The organism is Flavobacterium sp. WC2430 (genome assembly GCF_040822075.1).
Classification (GTDB): Bacteria; Bacteroidota; Bacteroidia; order Flavobacteriales; family Flavobacteriaceae; genus Flavobacterium.
The window spans coordinates 1,381,452-1,400,409 of sequence record NZ_CP162007.1 but is presented as its reverse complement, the minus strand read 5'-3'; the positions used below and the strand labels follow the sequence as shown (position 1 = coordinate 1,400,409).

The following is an 18,958-nucleotide window of genomic DNA, read 5'->3' as shown; positions in this document are numbered from 1 at the left end:
TTATTTTCCTTCTAACAATTTTGTTTCTTCAGGCGTAAAATCATTAACAATAGCATACGAACCATTATCCCCTACTTTAACAATTGCCATTTCATCAAGTATATCAACAACATTTTTATAGGTTGATTTTTTACTCGGTTTGATAATTACAATAATACCATCTTTAGGTTTCCCCTTAGCAGCAGAATATTCTAATACCATTCTGTTTCTAGCAATTAGTTCCTTACGGATACCATCTTTACCATAAGAAAAATCTTTAGGAGCGCCACCTTCAACAGGTGTAGCTAATAAACCAACATATCTTATAAGTTTATTATCTGCTCCTAACAAAAGAGTCATCGTACGATTTTCATCCACTTTGATATCTATATTTTTAGTAGGATCTTCATCTTTATCTGGCAACCCCAAACTCATCGATTGAGGTTTAGACAACGTAGTGGTAAGCATAAAGAATGTGATTAATAAGAAAGCCAAATCCACCATAGCAGTTAAATCTACTTTTGAGTTTTGTTTTTTACTTCTTACTTTGCCACCTTTTCCGCCTCCACCGCCGTCGGTATTTAATTCAGCCATTTTAGTGTCTTTTTTTTAATTAAAAATCTTCTGTTCTCAAACCAGTAACTAAACTAAAGCTATTGATTTTTTGATCTTGACAAATATCCATTACTTTTCTAATAGCTGGATACTCTTCTTTTGCATCGCCTTTTATAGCAATTTGCAACTCTTTGTCATTCACCTCTATATTTGCTATACGTGCATTGTAAATCCAATCTTTCAATTGATTATCAAGAGAATCCATAGGCACACCAGGCTGACCCGCTTTACTTCTATCTGCTGACTTCATTTCAATGATTTGCTTCAAGTTAGTAATTGGCACACCAAAACCTTCCATTAAAGAAAACATTTTTTTATCTTCATCTGTAAAAGTAACATTGTATTTTTCACCCATTAATTCCAAAGTTCTAACACGAACTTCTCTTCCTTTTAGGTCAAAAAACACTTTTCCTTTACCAACAGTCAACGTAGCCAAATCAGTTTCAGGTATTTTAGTCTGAACAGTAGATGAAGGTGTATCAACTGGTAACGCTTCAGGAATTTTAGCAGTAGCTGTCAAAATAAAGAACGTAAGCAAAAGGAACGCAACATCACACATGGCAGTCATATCAGTCGATGTTGACTTTTTTTTCATTTTTATTTTAGCCATTCTTTTTATTTTTTATTCTGATATCAATTATATCAAAAATTATTATTGTTTCAAACTTCCTCTGAATCTTCTGTAAGTATTTACAATTGTAGTACCTGCCTCATCAATAGAATAAGTTAAATCATCAATTTTCGCAGTAAAGAAGTTGTAAGCAACAATAGCTAAGATAGAAGTAGAGATACCTGTTGCAGTATTAATAAGTGCTTCAGAGATACCTGTTGCAAGAGCAGCTTGATCCGGAGTACCAGCAGAAGCTAATGCACCAAACGCTTTAATCATCCCTGATACAGTTCCTAATAATCCACCAAGTGTTCCTAAAGAAACTAAAGATGAAATAATAGTCATATTTTTCTCTAACATTGGCATTTCAAGTGAAGTAACCTCTTCGATTTCTTTATGGATAGTTTCAGAAGCTTCTTCGCTGTTGAATCCTTCTTTTTTAACATCTTGGTATTTTACCAAAGCAGATTTAATTGCATTTGCAACAGAACCTTGTTGTTTGTCACAAGAAGCAATAGCGTCATCAATATGACCTTCTTTGATACTTCCTTGTACTTTTTTCATAAAAGCATCTAAGTTACCTTTTCCAGCAGCTTTAGAAATCACGAAAAATCTTTCAATTGAAAATACGATAACCATTAATAACATTCCTAACAATACTGGTACTATAAATCCTCCTTTGTAAACTTGACCTAAAGTATTTATTGGGTGACCAGTTTCTGGGTTTCCACCTTCAAAATTTGTTGGAGATCCCATGATAAATTTCCAGATCAAAACACCAACAAAAACACATAATACAATAATGATACCCGAAACCATTCCTCCTCCGTTTGAACTGCTTTCTTTTTTAACGTTTGCCATTTTTTTTAATTTTAATAGTTTTAAATAATTTATTTTTAGTTATAATAAACTTGTAGTCCCGCAAATTTATATGTTTAGTTCAAATAAAAAAACTTTTTTTAATTTTATTCGAATTAATTTTAAACAAAATTAACTTAGCCCATTTTTTTCTTTGCCTTTTTATCAATATGATTCCACGAAATCGGTATTTTAAAAAAAAATACATATTATTTTGTGACAAAAACAAAGAAAAACCCAACAAAATATTGAAATCGATTAAAAATGCTTTTTTTAATTATTAGCAACAAAAAAGTAATAATATTACAGTAAACACTTAAATTATTAAATTTCAAATAATAATAATATATTGCAGATAATTAATTTCAGATAACATTATGAATAATACAGATAACTTTACAAAACATATAAACGAAGGGTATGCCTCTAAAGGCGAGAGCATTATCCTTGGTGGCGCTATACTTGACGGACAAGCTTTAGCTAATAGTTATGTAAAAATCCCACTAAAAACTCTGAATAGACATGGCTTAATCGCTGGAGCTACAGGAACAGGAAAAACTAAAACTATTCAAGTTTTATCCGAACAGCTTTCTTCTTTTGGTGTTCCAATCTTAATGATGGACATTAAAGGAGACTTTAGCGGAATTGCTAAAGAGGGTGAAGAAAAATCATTTATCACAGAGCGTCATGCTAAAATAGGAATTCCTTACCAGATATCCAAATTCCCAGTTGAGCTGCTTACGCTATCAGAACAAAATGGGGTGCGACTAAGAGCAACCGTTTCCGAATTTGGGCCTGTATTATTTTCAAGAATACTAGATTTAAATGACACGCAGTCAGGAGTTGTATCCGTTATTTTTAAATACTGTGATGATAACAAAATGCCTTTATTAGACCTTAAAGACATTAAAAAGGTAATTAACTATATCACCGAAGAAGGAAAAGAAGAAATTACAAAAAGCTACGGAAAGATTTCAACCTCCACTACTGGAATCATTCTTAGAAAAATAATTGAACTTGAACAGCAAGGCGCAGAACTATTTTTTGGTGAAAAATCATTTGAAATTGATGATCTTATGCGAATTGACGAAAACGGAAAAGGATATGTCAACATCCTTCGGTTAACAGATATTCAAGACAAACCTAAATTATTCTCTACTTTCATGTTGAGTTTACTTGCTGAAATATACCAACAGATGCCAGAAAAAGGAGATTCTGACAGACCAGAGTTGGTTATTTTCATTGATGAAGCTCATTTAATTTTTAATGAAGCCAGTAAGGCCTTATTAGAACAAATAGAAACTATTGTAAAATTGATTCGTTCAAAAGGTATTGGAATTTATTTCATAACTCAAAATCCAATGGATGTTCCAAGTGGTATATTAGCACAACTAGGTCTAAAAATACAACATGCTTTAAGAGCTTTTACAGCAAAAGACAGGCAATCCATAAAACAAACTGCTGATAACTACCCTAGTTCTGATTACTACAACACAAGTGAAGTTTTAACTAGTTTGGGAATTGGAGAAGCACTTGTAACTGCATTGAACGAAAAAGGAATCCCTACTCCACTAGTAGCAACAATGCTTAGAGCCCCAATGAGTAGAATGGACGTCCTTACTGAAAGTGAAATTCAGGAAATCAACAGCAAATCAAAACTAGTTAAAAAATATAGTGAGCTTATTGATCGCGAAAGTGCTTACGAAATACTTAACGACAAAATTTTAGCAGCAGAAAAAATAGCTGTAGAACAAGAGAAAGAAAAAGAAGAACAAAAAACGGTAGAAACAAAAACTAAATCTGGACCTAGCACTACTGAAGTAGTAGGTAAGTCGGTTTTAAAAGTCCTAACTAGCGCCACTTTCATTAGAGGTTTTTTCGGCGTTCTTTCGAAAATTATGAAGAAATAAAACTGGATTTGATTATAAAATAAAATTTTACAATTAATCAACAACCCTTTCTCATTTTAAAAATTGGAAAGGGTTTTTTTTATAAAACACGGGATGAAAAAATATTTCATTCAAAACGCTCCATTTGTAGTCCCAACAACTGACGGAAAATTAATTGAAGAACATCATGGCCTAGCTTCCACGAGCTATCAAGAGCTATCCATTGCTCATATGATTGCCCCTCCTAAATGGAGCGAACCATTTCAAACTCCTGAATTTGACGAATACACCTATATAATAAGAGGAAAAAAACAATTTATTATTGACAACGAAACTGTAATCCTAGCAGTTGGTCAATCTATTCATATAGAAAAAAACACCCGTGTCCTGTATTCCAATCCATTTGAGGAAGAATGTGAGTACATTGCCATTTGCAAACCTGCATTTGACTTTACCAAAGTACATCGAGAAGAATGAAAAAAATTCCTGCTTATATTTATAAAAATAAGCAGGAATTTTAATTTACAGTCTATTCTGTTTTTGAAACTTTACTTAAGTAATTCTAATATTTTGTCTTCAATTAGTTTACTATCCCAGATTTTTTCAATATTCTCGGTTTTCAACACTTTTTGCATAATTTCATTTTGTAAATCCCCAATAGCTAATGCCTCCGTGTATGGACGGTCACTAAAAGTAACTCTACTATATAAAGGAATCCATTTGTCAGGATGCTTATCTGAAAATAATTTTTCTATTTTCTTTTGCAAAAGAAAATTATCATCAGCCGTTTTAGAACTCATTTCCATGAAATTTCTATATGAAAGTTCTGCGATAGCGTCTGCATTCGGTTTACGAGAATCTTGGTATTCAGAAAAAATAGTCTCCCAATCATCTCCATATTTTTCAATCATTTCATACAACACTGAAATATCTTCAAAACCTGCATTCATGCCTTGTCCATAAAAAGGAACAATTGCATGGCAAGCGTCTCCTATCAAAGCCACTTTATCTTGATACGTCCAAGGAAAACATTTCATAGTTACCAACGTACTTGTTGGATTCTTGAAAAAATCTTCAGCCAACTTTGGAATTACTTCAATTGAATCTGGGAAGTTTTTCTCAAAAAAGAATTCCACATCTTTTTGTTCTTTTAAAGAATCAAAAGAGTTTTCGCCCTCAAAAGGCATAAACAAAGTACACGTAAAGCTCCCGTCAAGATTAGGCAAAGCAATTAACATATACTCCCCACGAGGCCAAATATGAAATGAATTCTTATCTAATTTATGAGTCCCATCGGAATTTGCAGGAATATTTAATTCTTTATACCCCATATTTAAAAACTCTTGTGAGTAATTAAACATACTTTGACGTTGCATGCGATGACGAATTCTTGAAAAAGCACCATCGGCACCAAAAACCATATCGTATTTTTTTTCTTCCCAAATTCCTCTTTCCGTTTCTCCAATATGTAACGTAGCTTCTTTCAAAGTTACATCCCAAATTTTTTGATCAAAGAAAAACACTGCGCCAGCCTCTTCAGCAAGATCAATCATCTTTCTATTCAAAATTCCTCTCGAAATAGAATAAATAGCTTCTCCTTCTTGTCCGTAATTTTGAAAATTAAGTTTATCAACTAAATGAATAGCACGCTTATCCATTGGGATTGCAATCTCTCGTACTGCTTGACCGACACCAACTCCATCTAAGGCTTTCCAACCTCGATTAGACATCGCTAAATTTATAGAACGTCCAGAAAATTGTATTTGTCTAATATCAGGACTTCTATCATAAATATGAACAATATGACCTGCTTTACGTAAGTAGATAGCTAATAAAGATCCGACTAAGCCGGATCCGACTACTGCTATTCTTTTTGGAGTTTGCATTATTTTTTATAAAAAGTTAAGCAAAATTACTGATTTATTATTTCAACGAGTTTAAAAAACTCAGTTTTTACTGGGCATAAAAATTAATTTTGTTGAAGTTTTAACAATTTCCTCTTTATTTAATTTCATTTTTCTAAATTTCCCTTGATTATACATCGCAGCTTGATCACTATAATGAGCGCTTAATGGATTCCCTGACTGACCTGTAGGCAAAATACTCCAACTATTTTCAATATCCGAAAAATCGACAATTCTTCTTGTTGACGGACCTCCCTTGACTACATATTTTTCTTCATTCGAATAATCAAACATTTGATTGTTGATTACCTCATTTGAACCCGAAACTTCAAATGGACCAACATTAAAAAACTTTCTTAGAACCGCTATTTTACCTAAAGGATGTTCATATTCTACCACATGTACTTTATTCCATGTCCAATCTGGAACTGAAGCCCCTAATTGTTTCTCTAAAGTGGCAACAGCTTCTTTGAAAGACTTTGATATAATTTCTTCCCTGCTTTCCATTTTGTTTTTAGTAGCAATATTATCCCACCAAGGTGAATTAGGATTCAGAAGTTGCTTAGCAATCATCTGTTTCATTACGTGAGTAGACAAAAACTGCTTGAAACCAGTAGCTCCAAGTTCGTCTTCAAAAGTATTTTTTAGATACAAATAAATCCATTTATTGTAAATTGTAGGTGCAACATCATTCAAATTACTCGTTCCTTTCCAAGTTTTCAAAACTGTAACCGCAGCTTGCTCATTATTAGAAAGGGATTTTAGGTCAAGATTTGCTATTAGGTTGCTCACAACTTCAAGAGCAACTGAAGAAGTATTATCAGTTATCATTTTACTGACTGCTTCTTTGTCCCAATCGAATTTAGGATCCAATAAATGGGTTATTCTTTTGGCTCGATCTTCAGGGAGATAATATCCTGGATACAAAAAACCATCTATAGCTTCTGGTTGATTATTGGCCGAATAAACGTAATTCCAGTCTGGATTTTCTGCCGATGGATTTTTGGAGAAATCTAAATACTCTGTTATATCGTCTTTACCTGAAGCACCATCTAAAATAAAATGTGTATCCACTCCTTGATTGTGCTTGTATAATTTCCCAGTTGCCCACCAAGCTAAATTCCCTTTTGCATCACCATACATAACATTTAATCCTGGGGCAGCAATTAGCGATACCCCTTTTTGAAAGTCGGTTTTACTTTTAGCATGAGAAAGCATGTAAACGGCATCGAGAATATGAATAGGCTGTTGTGTATAAATCCACGACATTGCCACTGGCTTTTTAGCATCTAGACCATCAATTAAATCATTCATGACAGGACCATGCCTAGTCACTTTAACATTTAAAACAACATCTGCGCTGTCTTTAACTTTTATTGTTTTTTTTCTAGTTTTATAATCCGAAAACCCTTCTGGTGTTTTATATTTATTTTCATCATTAGGATTATTTTCTTCTTGATACAAATCGATATCATCATTTTCAAACATGGTTAAACCATATGCATAATCTCTATTATGTCCCAATAAGGGATATGGGGTTCCAGCAAGATAACATCCATACAATTCAAATTCTGGCGTTACAATATGCGCTTCATACCAAGTTCCTGGCTGTGAGAATCCAATATGCGGATCATTTGCAAAAATAACTTTGCCACTTTTGGTCTTCTTTCCGCCAATAACCCAACTGTTACTTCCTATAAAAGGAGGAATAGGAGATTGATCTAATAATGCTGTAATAGATTTAGAAATAGCGGTATATTCCTCTGGATTTTCTTTTGCATTTTTAATTTTTACGGTGTTAAACGAATCGTCTAGACCAAAGTCTTTCAAATAATTCATTCCATATTTATTCTTGATATCAGTCATCAAAGGATCCGTTTTTTGAGCCATCGCAAAACTAAAAGACATATAGCCAAAAATATTATAAACGTCTTTTATTGTAAACTTTTCTTTTTTTACTCCCACCAACTGAAACTCAATTGGGGTCTTTCCTTCGTCAAGATATTGATTGATTCCATCAAGGTAGGCCATAGTCAATTGATAACTTGGGCTATTTTTATCTAAATTAGCAATCGCCTTTTCCGAAGCTTCTTCTATACCGAGCCCTGCAAAAAATTTATCATTCTTTAAGGCTACTTTTCCGAAAATCTCAGACAAGCGTCCAGGAGCTATGCGTCGCATTAATTCCATTTGCCATAATCTATCTTGAGCATGCACATAACCTAGGGCAACCATCGCATCCTTAGAATTTGAAGCATAAATATGAGGTACGCCAAAGTCATCAAAATAGACGGTCGTTTCTTTCTGAATATTTTTTAATTCTATTTTTCCATCATATTTTGGCCTTAGATAGATTCCATAGGCAAGTATCGCAATGGAAAGAATAACTACTAATGACACAACAAAGAGCAACGTTTTTTTGACTATTTTCATATTTACAGAAATTATACTGACAAATATAAACGATTTCACTATTAAACGAGATGAAATTTTATCTCAAAAAAGAGGAAGCAAACACAAAAACACAATTAATCTGTTTAATTTATTATAGAAAACAATAAACAAAAAGTATCTTTGTATAAAAACTTAAAATGAAACAATTATCAATATTAGATCTATCCAAAATGGGACGAGTAGAACGATTGAATTTAATTAATTCGTGTACTGGATATAAATCGGCTAATTTAATTGCAACAAAATCTATCGATGGAAAATCAAATATTGCTATTTTTAGTAGTATTACTCATCTAGGCAGTGACCCTGCCTTGATTGGATTCATCGTTCGACCTACAACAGTTCCAAGAGATACTTATAAAAACATTAAAGAGACTGGCTATTTTACTGTAAATCATGTGACCGAATCGATGATTGCTGATGCGCATCATACATCTGCCAATTATGACACTGGAGTTTCAGAATTTGAAAAGACTAATTTGGAAGAAGAATACAAGGATAATATAAAAGTACCCTTTGCAAAAGGAAGTCCCATTCAATTGTATTGCAAATATGTAAATGAATATTATATTAAAGAAAATGACACTATACATGTCATTGCATCCATTGAGGATTTATTTTTTGAAGAAAACTTGAGACATGATGATGGATGGTTACAAATCGACAAAGGAAATGTTGTAGCGCTAAATGGCTTAGATGGATATTGCTTACCCAAATTAATTGACCGATTCCAATATGCTAGAAAAGACACACCTACTCAATCATTTTTAAAATAGATTTAAAAAAACAGCACAAAAAAGTGGTTTAGATCATATGCCCTAAACCACTTTTTTTATAAACAACTTTATTTATTTTTTACTTCCATCTATAATCGCTCCAGTACCTGCACCTACACCAGCACCAGCAATACCACCAATTATAGCTCCCTGAACTTTTTTCTTACTAATAATAGCTCCAGTTGCAGCACCTACACCCGCTCCAATAACAGCGCCTTTGGCAGTACTACTCCACCCTTTCTTCTGAGTGGTAGTCGTGGTAGTGGAAGTTGTAGAAGCACTAGATGTTGCTGGCTGATTTACGACAACAACTTCTTTTTGAGATTCTACTTTAGCCATTTCAACTTGCATCGAATCAATCACTTTTTGTTTCTCTATTGCTACTTTCATTGAATCGATTGTTTCTTCCTTAGTTGCTTGAGCATCCATTTTTACTTGATTTTTACAAGAAAATAGCACAACTGATAATACTAGTATGTATAAAGCTTTCATGATTTTTAATTTTATTTATTAATACATTACAAAGAAACGGTTTAACCACCTATAATAACTTACATAATTCCGAGCAAAATTTATACAATTCTAATAACTCTATATCTATCTTAGAATTCCCGCTTTCAAAATTTGTCCAAAACTGTACATGTCCTCAAAGGAACAATACAAAGGAACCGGCGCTAGACGAATTACATTGGGCTCTCTCCAATCCGTAATTACCCCATTTTTCATTAGATAATCAAACAATGTGCGTCCTTCACCATGAAGAAGAACTGACAATTGACATCCTCTTTCAGATACGTTTATTGGAGTAATAATTTCGAAAGTACTATCTACTTCTTTATCTATTTCATGGAGAATAAATTCCAAATAAGAAGTTATTCTATCTCTTTTCTCAATTAAAGCGTCCATCCCTATTTCATCAAACATTTCGACAGAAGCTAAATAAGGAGCCAAAGAAAGGACTGGCAAATTACTTATTTGCCAACCATCTGCACCGTGAACAGGGTCAAAAACAGGTTCCATTTTAAAACGTCTTTCCTTATTATGTCCCCACCAACCTGCAAATCTTGGTAAATCTGGATTGTTATGGTGTTTTTCATGCACAAAACAACCCGATGCATTTCCTGGTCCTGAATTCATATATTTATAACTGCACCAAGCAGCAAAGTCCACATTCCAATCATGTAATTCCAGTTTAATATTCCCAGCTGCATGAGCCAAATCCCAACCTACAGTTGCACCTACTTTGTGACCTGCAGCCGTTATTGTTTTCATGTCAAAAACTTGCCCCGTATAATAATTTACTCCTCCTATTAAAACCAAAGCCAGCTCCTCTCCTACTTCATCAATTTTGGCTAATACATCTTCAATGCGAATGTTGTGTTCTCCTTTTCGACGTTTAATTTCGACTATAGCTTCCTCTGGTTTATACCCGTGAAAATGAACTTGAGATTGAAACATATATTGATCTGAAGGAAAAGCTTTTTCTTCACAAATGATTTTATATCTGGTTTTTGTAGGACGGTAAAAAGAAACCATCAATACATGAAGATTTACGGTCAACGTATTCATAACCGTTACTTCAGATGGCAAAGCTCCCACAATTTTACTTAATGGTTCAGCAAAACGCTCTTGGTAATCCCACCACGGTTTCTTGGCATAAAAATGACCTTCAACAGCTAGATTTGCCCAATCGTCCATAACTTCATCAACATACGCCTTAGCTCTTTTGGGTTGCAGTCCTAAAGAATTTCCTGTAAAATAAATTACATTTTTCCCGTTTACTTTTGGAAAAATAAACTCTTCTCTGTATTTATTTAAGGCATCTTGCGCATCTAATTTTTGTGCAAATTCTTTAGTATTGTCGAAAGTCATGTTATGTATTTTATTTGTGTCGTAAAATTAGGTTTTATTTATTCTGCTACAAAATGGAGTATCTTAATATATTCCTATAAATAATTATTGAAATGTAAAAGCTTCTTTAAATATTTACAAACCAGTTCAATATTTAACTATATTTGATTGTGTTTAAAAACAAAACTATGCTTAAAAATAATTTGAATGTCCTTATTCTATCCATTGCAATGGTGATTTCTGCCTATTTATTTTCGAATGCTTTTCAGAATCGAAATAAAAATAATGATATTATTAGTGTTACAGGACTAGGTAAAAAAGATTTTGTGTCTGATTTAATTGTTTGGAATGGCTCCTTTTCTAAAAAAAGCAGTACGTTGAAAGACGCTTACGCCAGTCTTGATGCTGATAGAGAAAAAATAAAAACATACCTTACAGAAAAGGGAATCCAAACTACTGAAATGGTGTTTTCGGCAGTGAATTTCAACAAAGATTTTGAAACTACTTTTAATGAAAATGGCACGACCAGACAACAGATTTTTACTGGTTTTACTTTAACTCAAAGTGTAAATATCCAATCTAAGGATGTGAATAAAATTGAAGAAATATCAAGACAATCTACTGAGTTAATTAATTCCGGAGTTGAATTTTACTCTAGTGCTCCCGAATATTATTATACAAAACTTGCGGAATTAAAAATCAAGATGATTGCTGAAGCGACAAAAGACGCCAGTACAAGAGCAAAGAGCATTGCCGAAAATGCAGATGCCAGTCTTGGAAATTTAAAAAAATCAGATATGGGTGTTTTTCAAATTATTGGCCAAAATTCATCAGAAGATTTTTCTTATGGCGGCTCCTTTAATACGAGTTCCAAAAACAAAACCGCGACCATTACTGTAAAACTAGTGTATCAAGTAGACTAATTCATTCTAAATGCATTGTTGCGTGAGGGATTGCTTCGCCAGTTCGCTATCGCTCGTGTGAAGTGAAAATCCTTATTTATTATGGAGCGATAGCGAAATACTAAATAAGATTGTAGCGAATAGCCCGACCCTTGGGGCACGCCCCAAAAAAAAAATCTCGCCATTGCTGACGAGATTTAGTGAATTAACCTTTATTTCTTATTAGATGATCAACATGGCATCACCGTAAGAATAGAATTTATATTTTTCTTTGATTGCTTCTTCATATGCTTTTTTCATTAAATCGTGTCCGCAAAATGCAGACACCATCATTAATAAAGTAGATTTTGGTGTATGGAAATTAGTAATCATACACGTTGCTAAACTAAAATCATGAGGAGGAAAAACGAATTTATTTGTCCAACCATCAAAAGGATTTAGCGTTCCATGTGAAGAAACTGAGCTTTCAACTGCACGCATAGAAGTAGTACCTACAGTACAAATACGTTTTTTCTTAGCTTTAGCATCATTTACAATATCACACGCTTCTTGAGTAATTTTTAATTCCTCAGAATCCATTTTATGTTTAGATAAATCTTCTACCTCAACTGGATTAAATGTTCCTAAACCTACGTGAAGTGTCACCTCAGCAAATTTAATTCCTTTAATTTCTAATTTTTTCAATAAATGCTTAGAGAAGTGCAATCCTGCAGTAGGTGCTGCAACAGCTCCTTCTTCTTTAGCGTATATAGTTTGGTAACGTTCCGCATCTTCAGGAGTTACGTCTCTAGAAATGTATTTTGGGATTGGAGTTTCTCCAAGTTCTGTTAATTTTTTTCTGAATTCTTCGTAAGAACCATCATAAAGAAAACGCAATGTTCTACCACGAGAAGTAGTATTGTCAATTACTTCTGCTACTAATGAGTCATCATCACCAAAATATAATTTGTTTCCGATTCTGATTTTACGAGCTGGATCTACTAAAACATCCCATAAACGTTGTTCTGCATTTAGTTCTCTTAATAAGAAAACTTCAATTCTAGCACCCGTTTTTTCTTTGTTTCCGTACAAACGTGCTGGAAAAACTTTAGTATTATTCAAAATCAAAACATCACCATCATCAAAATAATCGATAACGTCTTTAAACATTTTATGTTCGATTGTTTGTTTTTTACGATCAATAACCATTAGACGAGCCTCGTCTCTATTCTCTGCTGGAAATTCTGCAAGAAGTTCTTTTGGTAAATCAAATTGAAAATGTGATAATTTCATCTTTATTTTTTTGTTTAAGTTGAACCCTAGGACCGAGCATAGGGTGACAAAAAGTTAATTGAAAATCAAATAACTAAGCGGATGCAAATATACGACTGTGAGATAGGCGTTGTCAAGTGTTTTGCTGTTTATTTTGTGCAAACAACATTACAGTTTAAAACCACAAAGGGTTAGATGCCATAAACATTGATAAATATTGAAAAACTTAGGAAATAATAAAATCTAGTTTTTTCATATCTTCCCAGAAATCAGGGTAGGATTTAGAAACTACTTCGGCATTTTCAATTATTATTGGCACTTTTAATGCTAATGGTGCAAATGCCATTGCCATTCTATGGTCATTATAAGTGGCGATTTTAATATTATGATAGATATTTGTAGATGCGATTAATGTCAAACTATCATTCGTCACCGAAATAGTAGCACCTAGTTTTGTCAACTCAATGCGTAGCGCTTCCAGTCTATCTGTTTCTTTAATTTTCAAGGTATGCAGCCCTGTTAAATGACAACCAATTCCTAGTCCTAGACAAGTAACCACGATAGTTTGTGCAATATCGGGTGTGTTGTTTAACTCTAAGTTTAAAGTCTCCGGTTTAAAGTTGGTGTCTTTTGTCAATGTTAACGTATTATTTTCGAATCGAGATATAACACCTATTTGTTTATAGATTTCAACCAAAGCGGAATCTCCTTGTAAACTATTTTCTTTATAACTACTTAATGTTATTGAAGCCGAATCAGCCAGAGCCACTAAACTGAAAAAGTAAGAAGCTGAACTCCAATCGGATTCTACTGTCATTACTTTTGGCTCTACTGTTGCTTTTGGAAAAACTTTAATTACATTTCCTTCAAAACTTGTTTTTACGTCTAAATCATTTAGCAAAGCCAAAGTCATTTTGATATAAGGAACTGAGGTGATCTCACCAACTAAATTTATTTCGATTCCGTTTTCTAATTTTGGTGCAACCAACATTAAAGCCGAAATGTATTGGCTACTTACGTTAGCTGGAATATTTACTTTTGAAGCGGTAATTTTTTGTCCTTTGATTCGAATAGGTGGATATCCTACTTCTTTTTCGTAAGTGATTTTTGCACCTAATTGTTCCAATGCTTCCACTAACACTTTTATAGGACGCTCCGTCATACGTTGTGAACCTGTCAACACCACTTCACGTCCTTCATTTACTGCAAAAAAAGCAGTAAGAAAACGCATCGCCGTTCCTGCATGATGAATGTCTACAATTTCTTCCTTTCCTTTCAATGCTTTTTCCATCACCTCACTGTCGTCAGAGTTGGATGTATTTGCTAATGTTATATTAGGGAAAAGTGCTTTTAACAATAACAGTCTATTGGTTTCACTTTTTGATCCAGTAACAGCAATTTGAGCTTGTAAATTGGAATGGGTAGTTTGTAACAGTAAATTCATGGTTTTAATTATGAGTTATGAATTATGAGTTGTGGCTGTAGCTTTGAACTCAAAAACTTTCGGGCGCAATTTACTACTCCTCAATTATAATTCATAATTTATAAATCACATTATTTAAGTTTATCGTTGTTTTTATGACGATCCTTATCACGAACCGATTTCAAATCCATTTTCTTATCGAAAGCCGCTTGTAAATCAATTCCTGTTTGGTTTGCCAAACATAAAACGACAAAAACGACATCAGCTAATTCTTCTCCTAAGTCTTTGTTTTTATCGCTTTCTTTTTCTGATTGTTCACCATAACGACGGGCAATAATACGAGCTACTTCACCAACTTCTTCGGTAAGTTGTGCCATATTTGTAAGTTCATTAAAATAACGAACACCGTGTTCTTTGATCCAGTTGTCTACGTCTAATTGCGAATTTTTCAAGTCCATTTTATATTTTTTTTAAAACAATTTTTTCGTTTTGTGCAACAATCATTTTTTGAAAAAAATCTTTTATCGTGTTATAGTAACTTGGAGCAATAACACTTTTATTAATTTCCCTAATTATAGAAATTTGAATTTTATCTCCTGAACTAGCCGAAAGAATACTAAAAACGGCCGTATTATCCTCAGTAGTTAATTTTATAGCTGTTGGTAATGATTCGACTTCATATCCTTCTGGAATTTCCAAGGTCAAATTGTACCGCATTTGTTTTGGAAATCCAAAATAGATTGGCATTTGCCTTTTTTCCATAACAAAAGGATTCTTTTGATAAGCAAAAAACAATAACGGATTAATAAACAACTTTCCTCCTATTCTTTCATAATGATTGTTGGACACAAAAGTAAATGTTTCAGTAATAGGATTCATTAAATCTGTTTCTCTATTTTCTATTTTGTAATCAGTGATGCGTACTCCACCCAATTCATTTTCTAATTTTTCAAGATAGGTATCGGTGTTGATAGCATTGTTTTTTTCTCTAAAACTATATGCCTCATAATTTGTTTTTTGAATTCTTAATTTTCCTGAAATTTTTCCTTGGGAATCAATATTTGCTAAAGCGGTATAATTGATATTCGATTGAAAAGTGGGTGCCAAAATAATTTCTTCCGACGTACCGTCTGCTCTAATCAGTCGCCCGTTCCAATTTAAAGCATTTAGAGGCAAAATATTTTGGGCGGTGTATTTTTGAGTAGCGTCTAATAAAACTTGTTTTCCCTCCCTTTCAACTGCAGCAACTACATAATTATAAACTGTTCGGTTCGGATAAACAGGAACTCCGTGATCTACCGTGCTTATTAAAACAGGATTTGCTTTTATTCCTGCTAATTTAAGCATGTCTATTAAAATGAAATTGATTTCGGCACAATTACCCGTTTTTTCCAAATAGGCTTTTTTCACTCCTTTATTAGTAAAATAACCATATTCGTTATTCCAATTCATTTTGTTTTTTACAAATTCAAAAATCACATTTAGTTTATTCTTTTCCTCAACATCTTTAAGAATCAATTTAATGTCTTGCATTAAAAAATCTCGCTCCTCCAGTTGCTTTCCAAAATCATTATCTTTAAAAATGGTTTTTGTCACTCCTTCCCAAGTCATCGAATAGTCCTTTACTTTTTCATTAGGAAAACGAGTACTTTCCAACTCATGATACAACGCTGTTTTATAGTTTATAATATTGTCAACAAAAGCCTCTTCTTTCAATGCAGGCATATTTTCAACACTATACTTGCTGTTTATTTGGCTATAACGAAAACCTCCCGATTGTCCATGCTCATCTTCAAAATTTTGACTTCCTTGCGCATATTTAGCCTCTGATTTTATTGTTGTATATCCTGTAAGAATTGGCTTGTATACAAAATATTCTGGAATTTCCGTATCGTATTCCGCGTAATTTACCGGAATATCATATTGAAAATTATAAACAGGAAATTTTACTAAATTTTCTGATTTAAGCAAATATTTGATCTCTATCACTGAGCCTACCTTTACATTTGGCAACAAAATTGATGCCTCAGCCCAATTCTTATTTATCTCATTCTTAAAAACCCCTTCTCCTTTAAGCTTTGTTTTAACTACAATGTCATTTTCCAGATTATAAGTTGCACAATTTGAAAATTTAACTACATCATCATTGTATTTTTCATACCCTACATAATAGGGAACTTGAAAAGTAGCCCAGCTTAAACCCTCTTTCTTATAAATTTTTATTCTAAAAGTATATTCATGATTTAAGATAAATCCATTATTTCTTCTATAAGTATAAAACGTCCTACCTTTCTTAAATATAATTGCGGCAGCTGCTGTTGAATCTAGTGGATGCACTTTCTGTTGCAATTCCTCTTGAGAGGCCTTACCGTATTCAAAATTCTGGGCGTCACTTTTCGAAAAAGAAAAAATAAATAAAAAAATAAACACTATTTTTTTTAAAGACATCTGTTATTAGATTTTTGTTAAAACAATTTTTTCATTCTGCTTCTCCATCATTTTTTGAAAGAAATCTTTTAAAGCATCATATAAATCAGGAGGAACAACAGCTAAGTTTATTTCTTTTACAATTGCAATTTGTATTTTATCATTGTCATATGCTATATTTATTGAATAAGACTCAACTGAATTAGCTGTTGAAATTTTTATGGGCTGCGGAACAGAAACTACTTTATATCCTTTTGGGATTTCAATGTTAATATTATACTTGTCCGTTTTTGGATATCCAAAATAAACAGGCATTAGTCTTTTTCCCAACACAAATGGATTTTGAGTAGTATTAAAAAACAACAAAGGATTTATGTATATTTTACCCGCTATGATTTCACAATGCTTGTTTGATGTGAATTTAAAACTTTCTATGACAGTAGATGAGTTACTAGTATCATTCGTTTTTTTATACTCATCAATTAGAATCCCACCTAAATCAGATTCTAATTTTTCAAGATATTTATCATCAGTCAATAAAGCGGTACTCTCTCTAAACCTTTGAGCTACATAGTCTGTTTTGCGAATTCTAGTTTGTCCAACCATTTTCCCTTGAGCATCTAAAGCAACTACAATATTTACATTTTCATTGGAATTTTTATCTGGTACTAAATTTATCTCTTGGGAATCTCCCTCTTCCTTTATTAAACGACCCGTCCAGTTTAAATCTTCTAATGGCAAAATACCAACTGAAGAATATTTATTGGAAGCATCCATCAAAATTTGTTTGCCATCAATTTCTGCTGCTGCAATAACTGAATTAAAAACAGTCCTATTTGGGTAAACTGGAACCCCATGCTGTATTGTACTTATTAATACTGGATCAGTTTTGATTCCAGCACTTTTAAGCATTGCAATTAAAATGAGATTTATTTCAGCTGTATTTCCAGTACCATCCTTATATGCTTTTTTAACTCCTTTATCTGTCAAAATACTGTAATCTCCATCAAAATTCATTTTAGCTTGAACAAATTTGAAAATGGTTTCCAGCTTATCTATTTCATTAGTAACATTGGAATTGAGTGCTTTTACATCTGCATCCAAATAATTGTCTTTATTGAGTTCTCTCCCGAAACTATTGTAATCAAAAATATTCTTAGCTACTCCATCCCAAGTCATTGAATAGTCAACTACTCCATCAAACGGAAACCGAGTAGTCTCTAATTCATGCTGAATGGAAGATCTGTAATTTTTTATATTATCAATATAAGCCTCCTCTTTTAAGGCAGGAATATTCTCTGCTTTATAGCTTGCCAATTGATATTTATACGGAAAATCAGATTGCTGATTGTATTTATGAGAAAATGATTCCGTTTCTTTTACAATCTTTGAAGTGGCTTCTACTTTATTATACCCCGTTAAAAGTGTTTTATAGATGAATACTTCTGGAATATCTGTTTGATATTCTGCATAATTAACAGGGATTTCATACTGGAAATTAAATACGGGAAACCGCACATTATTTCTAGATTTCACAGTATAATTGATTTGAAATATGGAACCCACTTTTACGTTTGGCATGGTAATTAATGTCTGATTCCAATATTTATTAATATTAGTTTTCAAATTACCCTCCGTTCTGAGCGGTGTTTCTTTTAATTCTCCATTTTCTAAATTATAAGTAACACAATTTGAAAACTTAACAATTTCTTCCTCAAACCCCTCTCTCTTATTGAGATAAATGACGCTAAAGTCGGCCCATTTTAAACCTTCTTTTTTGTACACTTTAAATCTAATATTAAAATCATGGTATAGATAAAAGCCATTTCCTCGTTCATACACAAAATAGGTTCTTGCTTTTTTAAAAATAATTGCAGCTGCTGCAGTTGAATCTAGAGGATGTACTTTCTCTTGCAACTCCTCTTTTGTTACTTTACCATATTCTAAATTCTGGGCGCTGCTTTTTGAAAAGAGAAGAAAAACAACTAAAACAATTCCAACTTTGCAATACTTCATTTA

At 32.9% G+C, this 18,958-nt stretch carries 16 protein-coding genes; 4 read left to right on the top strand and 12 right to left on the bottom strand.

Features of this window, described 5'->3' with window-relative positions; genetic code table 11:
* The 3 genes from AB3G36_RS06020 to AB3G36_RS06010 are packed head-to-tail and all read right to left on the bottom strand — an operon-like array spanning nucleotide 1 to nucleotide 2,065.
* The gene (locus AB3G36_RS06020) at nucleotides 1-573 is read right to left on the bottom strand and encodes an ExbD/TolR family protein (RefSeq protein ID WP_367757003.1); all 573 of its coding nucleotides are present in this window, start codon (nucleotides 571-573) and stop codon (nucleotides 1-3) included.
* 19 nt (nucleotides 574-592) lie between these two features.
* On the bottom strand, nucleotides 593-1,204 hold the full coding sequence (locus tag AB3G36_RS06015; protein WP_367757001.1) for an ExbD/TolR family protein: 612 nt from the start codon (nucleotides 1,202-1,204) through the stop codon (nucleotides 593-595).
* 42 nt (nucleotides 1,205-1,246) lie between these two features.
* Entirely contained in the window at nucleotides 1,247-2,065 is an 819-nt protein-coding gene (locus tag AB3G36_RS06010) for a MotA/TolQ/ExbB proton channel family protein (protein WP_367756999.1), read from the bottom strand.
* Between the two features lie 374 nt (nucleotides 2,066-2,439).
* On the opposite strand from AB3G36_RS06010, the gene AB3G36_RS06005 reads away from it, so the two are divergent.
* Nucleotides 2,440-3,972, top strand: coding sequence for a helicase HerA-like domain-containing protein (locus AB3G36_RS06005; RefSeq protein WP_367756997.1), 1,533 nt, complete (start codon nucleotides 2,440-2,442; stop codon nucleotides 3,970-3,972).
* Between the two features lie 93 nt (nucleotides 3,973-4,065).
* Nucleotides 4,066-4,428, top strand: coding sequence for a cupin domain-containing protein (locus tag AB3G36_RS06000; protein WP_367756995.1), 363 nt, complete (start codon nucleotides 4,066-4,068; stop codon nucleotides 4,426-4,428).
* A gap of 71 nt (nucleotides 4,429-4,499) precedes the next feature.
* Here AB3G36_RS06000 and AB3G36_RS05995 read toward each other — a convergent pair whose 3' ends face one another.
* Nucleotides 4,500-5,837 (bottom strand): FAD-dependent oxidoreductase, encoded by a 1,338-nt coding sequence (locus AB3G36_RS05995; RefSeq protein WP_367756993.1) that lies wholly within the window; start codon nucleotides 5,835-5,837, stop codon nucleotides 4,500-4,502.
* Nucleotides 5,838-5,897: 60 nt separating this feature from the next.
* Entirely contained in the window at nucleotides 5,898-8,288 is a 2,391-nt protein-coding gene (locus AB3G36_RS05990) for a penicillin acylase family protein (RefSeq protein ID WP_367756991.1), read from the bottom strand.
* Between the two features lie 158 nt (nucleotides 8,289-8,446).
* Here AB3G36_RS05990 and AB3G36_RS05985 point away from each other — a divergent pair, with 158 nt between their 5' ends.
* A complete protein-coding gene (locus tag AB3G36_RS05985) occupies nucleotides 8,447-9,085 on the top strand; it encodes a flavin reductase family protein (RefSeq protein ID WP_367756989.1) in 639 nt (212 codons plus the stop codon).
* 72 nt (nucleotides 9,086-9,157) lie between these two features.
* Here the strand turns inward: AB3G36_RS05985 and AB3G36_RS05980 are convergent, their stop codons facing one another.
* Entirely contained in the window at nucleotides 9,158-9,577 is a 420-nt protein-coding gene (locus AB3G36_RS05980) for a YMGG-like glycine zipper-containing protein (RefSeq protein WP_367756987.1), read from the bottom strand.
* A gap of 105 nt (nucleotides 9,578-9,682) precedes the next feature.
* Nucleotides 9,683-10,957 (bottom strand): kynureninase, encoded by a 1,275-nt coding sequence (kynU, locus tag AB3G36_RS05975; protein WP_367756985.1) that lies wholly within the window; start codon nucleotides 10,955-10,957, stop codon nucleotides 9,683-9,685.
* A 167-nt stretch (nucleotides 10,958-11,124) separates the two neighbouring features.
* Between kynU and AB3G36_RS05970 the strand changes: the two genes are divergently transcribed.
* Nucleotides 11,125-11,859: an SIMPL domain-containing protein gene (locus AB3G36_RS05970; protein ID WP_367756983.1), complete on the top strand. Its 735-nt coding sequence runs from the start codon at nucleotides 11,125-11,127 to the stop codon at nucleotides 11,857-11,859.
* 201 nt (nucleotides 11,860-12,060) lie between these two features.
* Here AB3G36_RS05970 and queA read toward each other — a convergent pair whose 3' ends face one another.
* From queA to AB3G36_RS05945, 5 genes are all read right to left on the bottom strand, one after another.
* Nucleotides 12,061-13,110 carry a tRNA preQ1(34) S-adenosylmethionine ribosyltransferase-isomerase QueA gene (gene queA / locus AB3G36_RS05965; protein WP_367756981.1) on the bottom strand — a complete coding sequence of 350 codons (1,050 nt, stop codon included), beginning with the start codon at nucleotides 13,108-13,110 and terminating at the stop codon, nucleotides 12,061-12,063.
* 205 nt (nucleotides 13,111-13,315) lie between these two features.
* Nucleotides 13,316-14,533 carry a 3-phosphoshikimate 1-carboxyvinyltransferase gene (aroA, locus tag AB3G36_RS05960; protein ID WP_367756979.1) on the bottom strand — a complete coding sequence of 406 codons (1,218 nt, stop codon included), beginning with the start codon at nucleotides 14,531-14,533 and terminating at the stop codon, nucleotides 13,316-13,318.
* A 110-nt stretch (nucleotides 14,534-14,643) separates the two neighbouring features.
* A complete protein-coding gene (locus AB3G36_RS05955; RefSeq protein ID WP_367756977.1) occupies nucleotides 14,644-14,970 on the bottom strand; it encodes a nucleotide pyrophosphohydrolase in 327 nt (108 codons plus the stop codon).
* Between the two features lies 1 nt (nucleotide 14,971).
* A complete protein-coding gene (locus AB3G36_RS05950; RefSeq protein ID WP_367756975.1) occupies nucleotides 14,972-16,960 on the bottom strand; it encodes a hypothetical protein in 1,989 nt (662 codons plus the stop codon).
* A gap of 6 nt (nucleotides 16,961-16,966) precedes the next feature.
* A complete protein-coding gene (locus AB3G36_RS05945) occupies nucleotides 16,967-18,955 on the bottom strand; it encodes a hypothetical protein (protein WP_367756973.1) in 1,989 nt (662 codons plus the stop codon).
* Nucleotides 18,956-18,958: the final 3 nt, after the last annotated feature.

What these genes read in the sequence shown, in the direction of transcription:
- AB3G36_RS06020 (WP_367757003.1), bottom strand. Translation starts at nt 573, where the DNA reads ATGGCTGAATTAAATACCGACGGCGGTGGAGGCGGAAAAGGTGGCAAA.
- AB3G36_RS06015 (WP_367757001.1), bottom strand. Translation starts at nt 1,204, where the DNA reads ATGGCTAAAATAAAAATGAAAAAAAAGTCAACATCGACTGATATGACT.
- AB3G36_RS06010 (WP_367756999.1), bottom strand. Translation starts at nt 2,065, where the DNA reads ATGGCAAACGTTAAAAAAGAAAGCAGTTCAAACGGAGGAGGAATGGTT.
- AB3G36_RS06005 (WP_367756997.1), top strand. Translation starts at nt 2,440, where the DNA reads ATGAATAATACAGATAACTTTACAAAACATATAAACGAAGGGTATGCC.
- AB3G36_RS06000 (WP_367756995.1), top strand. Translation starts at nt 4,066, where the DNA reads ATGAAAAAATATTTCATTCAAAACGCTCCATTTGTAGTCCCAACAACT.
- AB3G36_RS05995 (WP_367756993.1), bottom strand. Translation starts at nt 5,837, where the DNA reads ATGCAAACTCCAAAAAGAATAGCAGTAGTCGGATCCGGCTTAGTCGGA.
- AB3G36_RS05990 (WP_367756991.1), bottom strand. Translation starts at nt 8,288, where the DNA reads ATGAAAATAGTCAAAAAAACGTTGCTCTTTGTTGTGTCATTAGTAGTT.
- AB3G36_RS05985 (WP_367756989.1), top strand. Translation starts at nt 8,447, where the DNA reads ATGAAACAATTATCAATATTAGATCTATCCAAAATGGGACGAGTAGAA.
- AB3G36_RS05980 (WP_367756987.1), bottom strand. Translation starts at nt 9,577, where the DNA reads ATGAAAGCTTTATACATACTAGTATTATCAGTTGTGCTATTTTCTTGT.
- kynU (WP_367756985.1), bottom strand. Translation starts at nt 10,957, where the DNA reads ATGACTTTCGACAATACTAAAGAATTTGCACAAAAATTAGATGCGCAA.
- AB3G36_RS05970 (WP_367756983.1), top strand. Translation starts at nt 11,125, where the DNA reads ATGCTTAAAAATAATTTGAATGTCCTTATTCTATCCATTGCAATGGTG.
- queA (WP_367756981.1), bottom strand. Translation starts at nt 13,110, where the DNA reads ATGAAATTATCACATTTTCAATTTGATTTACCAAAAGAACTTCTTGCA.
- aroA (WP_367756979.1), bottom strand. Translation starts at nt 14,533, where the DNA reads ATGAATTTACTGTTACAAACTACCCATTCCAATTTACAAGCTCAAATT.
- AB3G36_RS05955 (WP_367756977.1), bottom strand. Translation starts at nt 14,970, where the DNA reads ATGGACTTGAAAAATTCGCAATTAGACGTAGACAACTGGATCAAAGAA.
- AB3G36_RS05950 (WP_367756975.1), bottom strand. Translation starts at nt 16,960, where the DNA reads ATGTCTTTAAAAAAAATAGTGTTTATTTTTTTATTTATTTTTTCTTTT.
- AB3G36_RS05945 (WP_367756973.1), bottom strand. Translation starts at nt 18,955, where the DNA reads ATGAAGTATTGCAAAGTTGGAATTGTTTTAGTTGTTTTTCTTCTCTTT.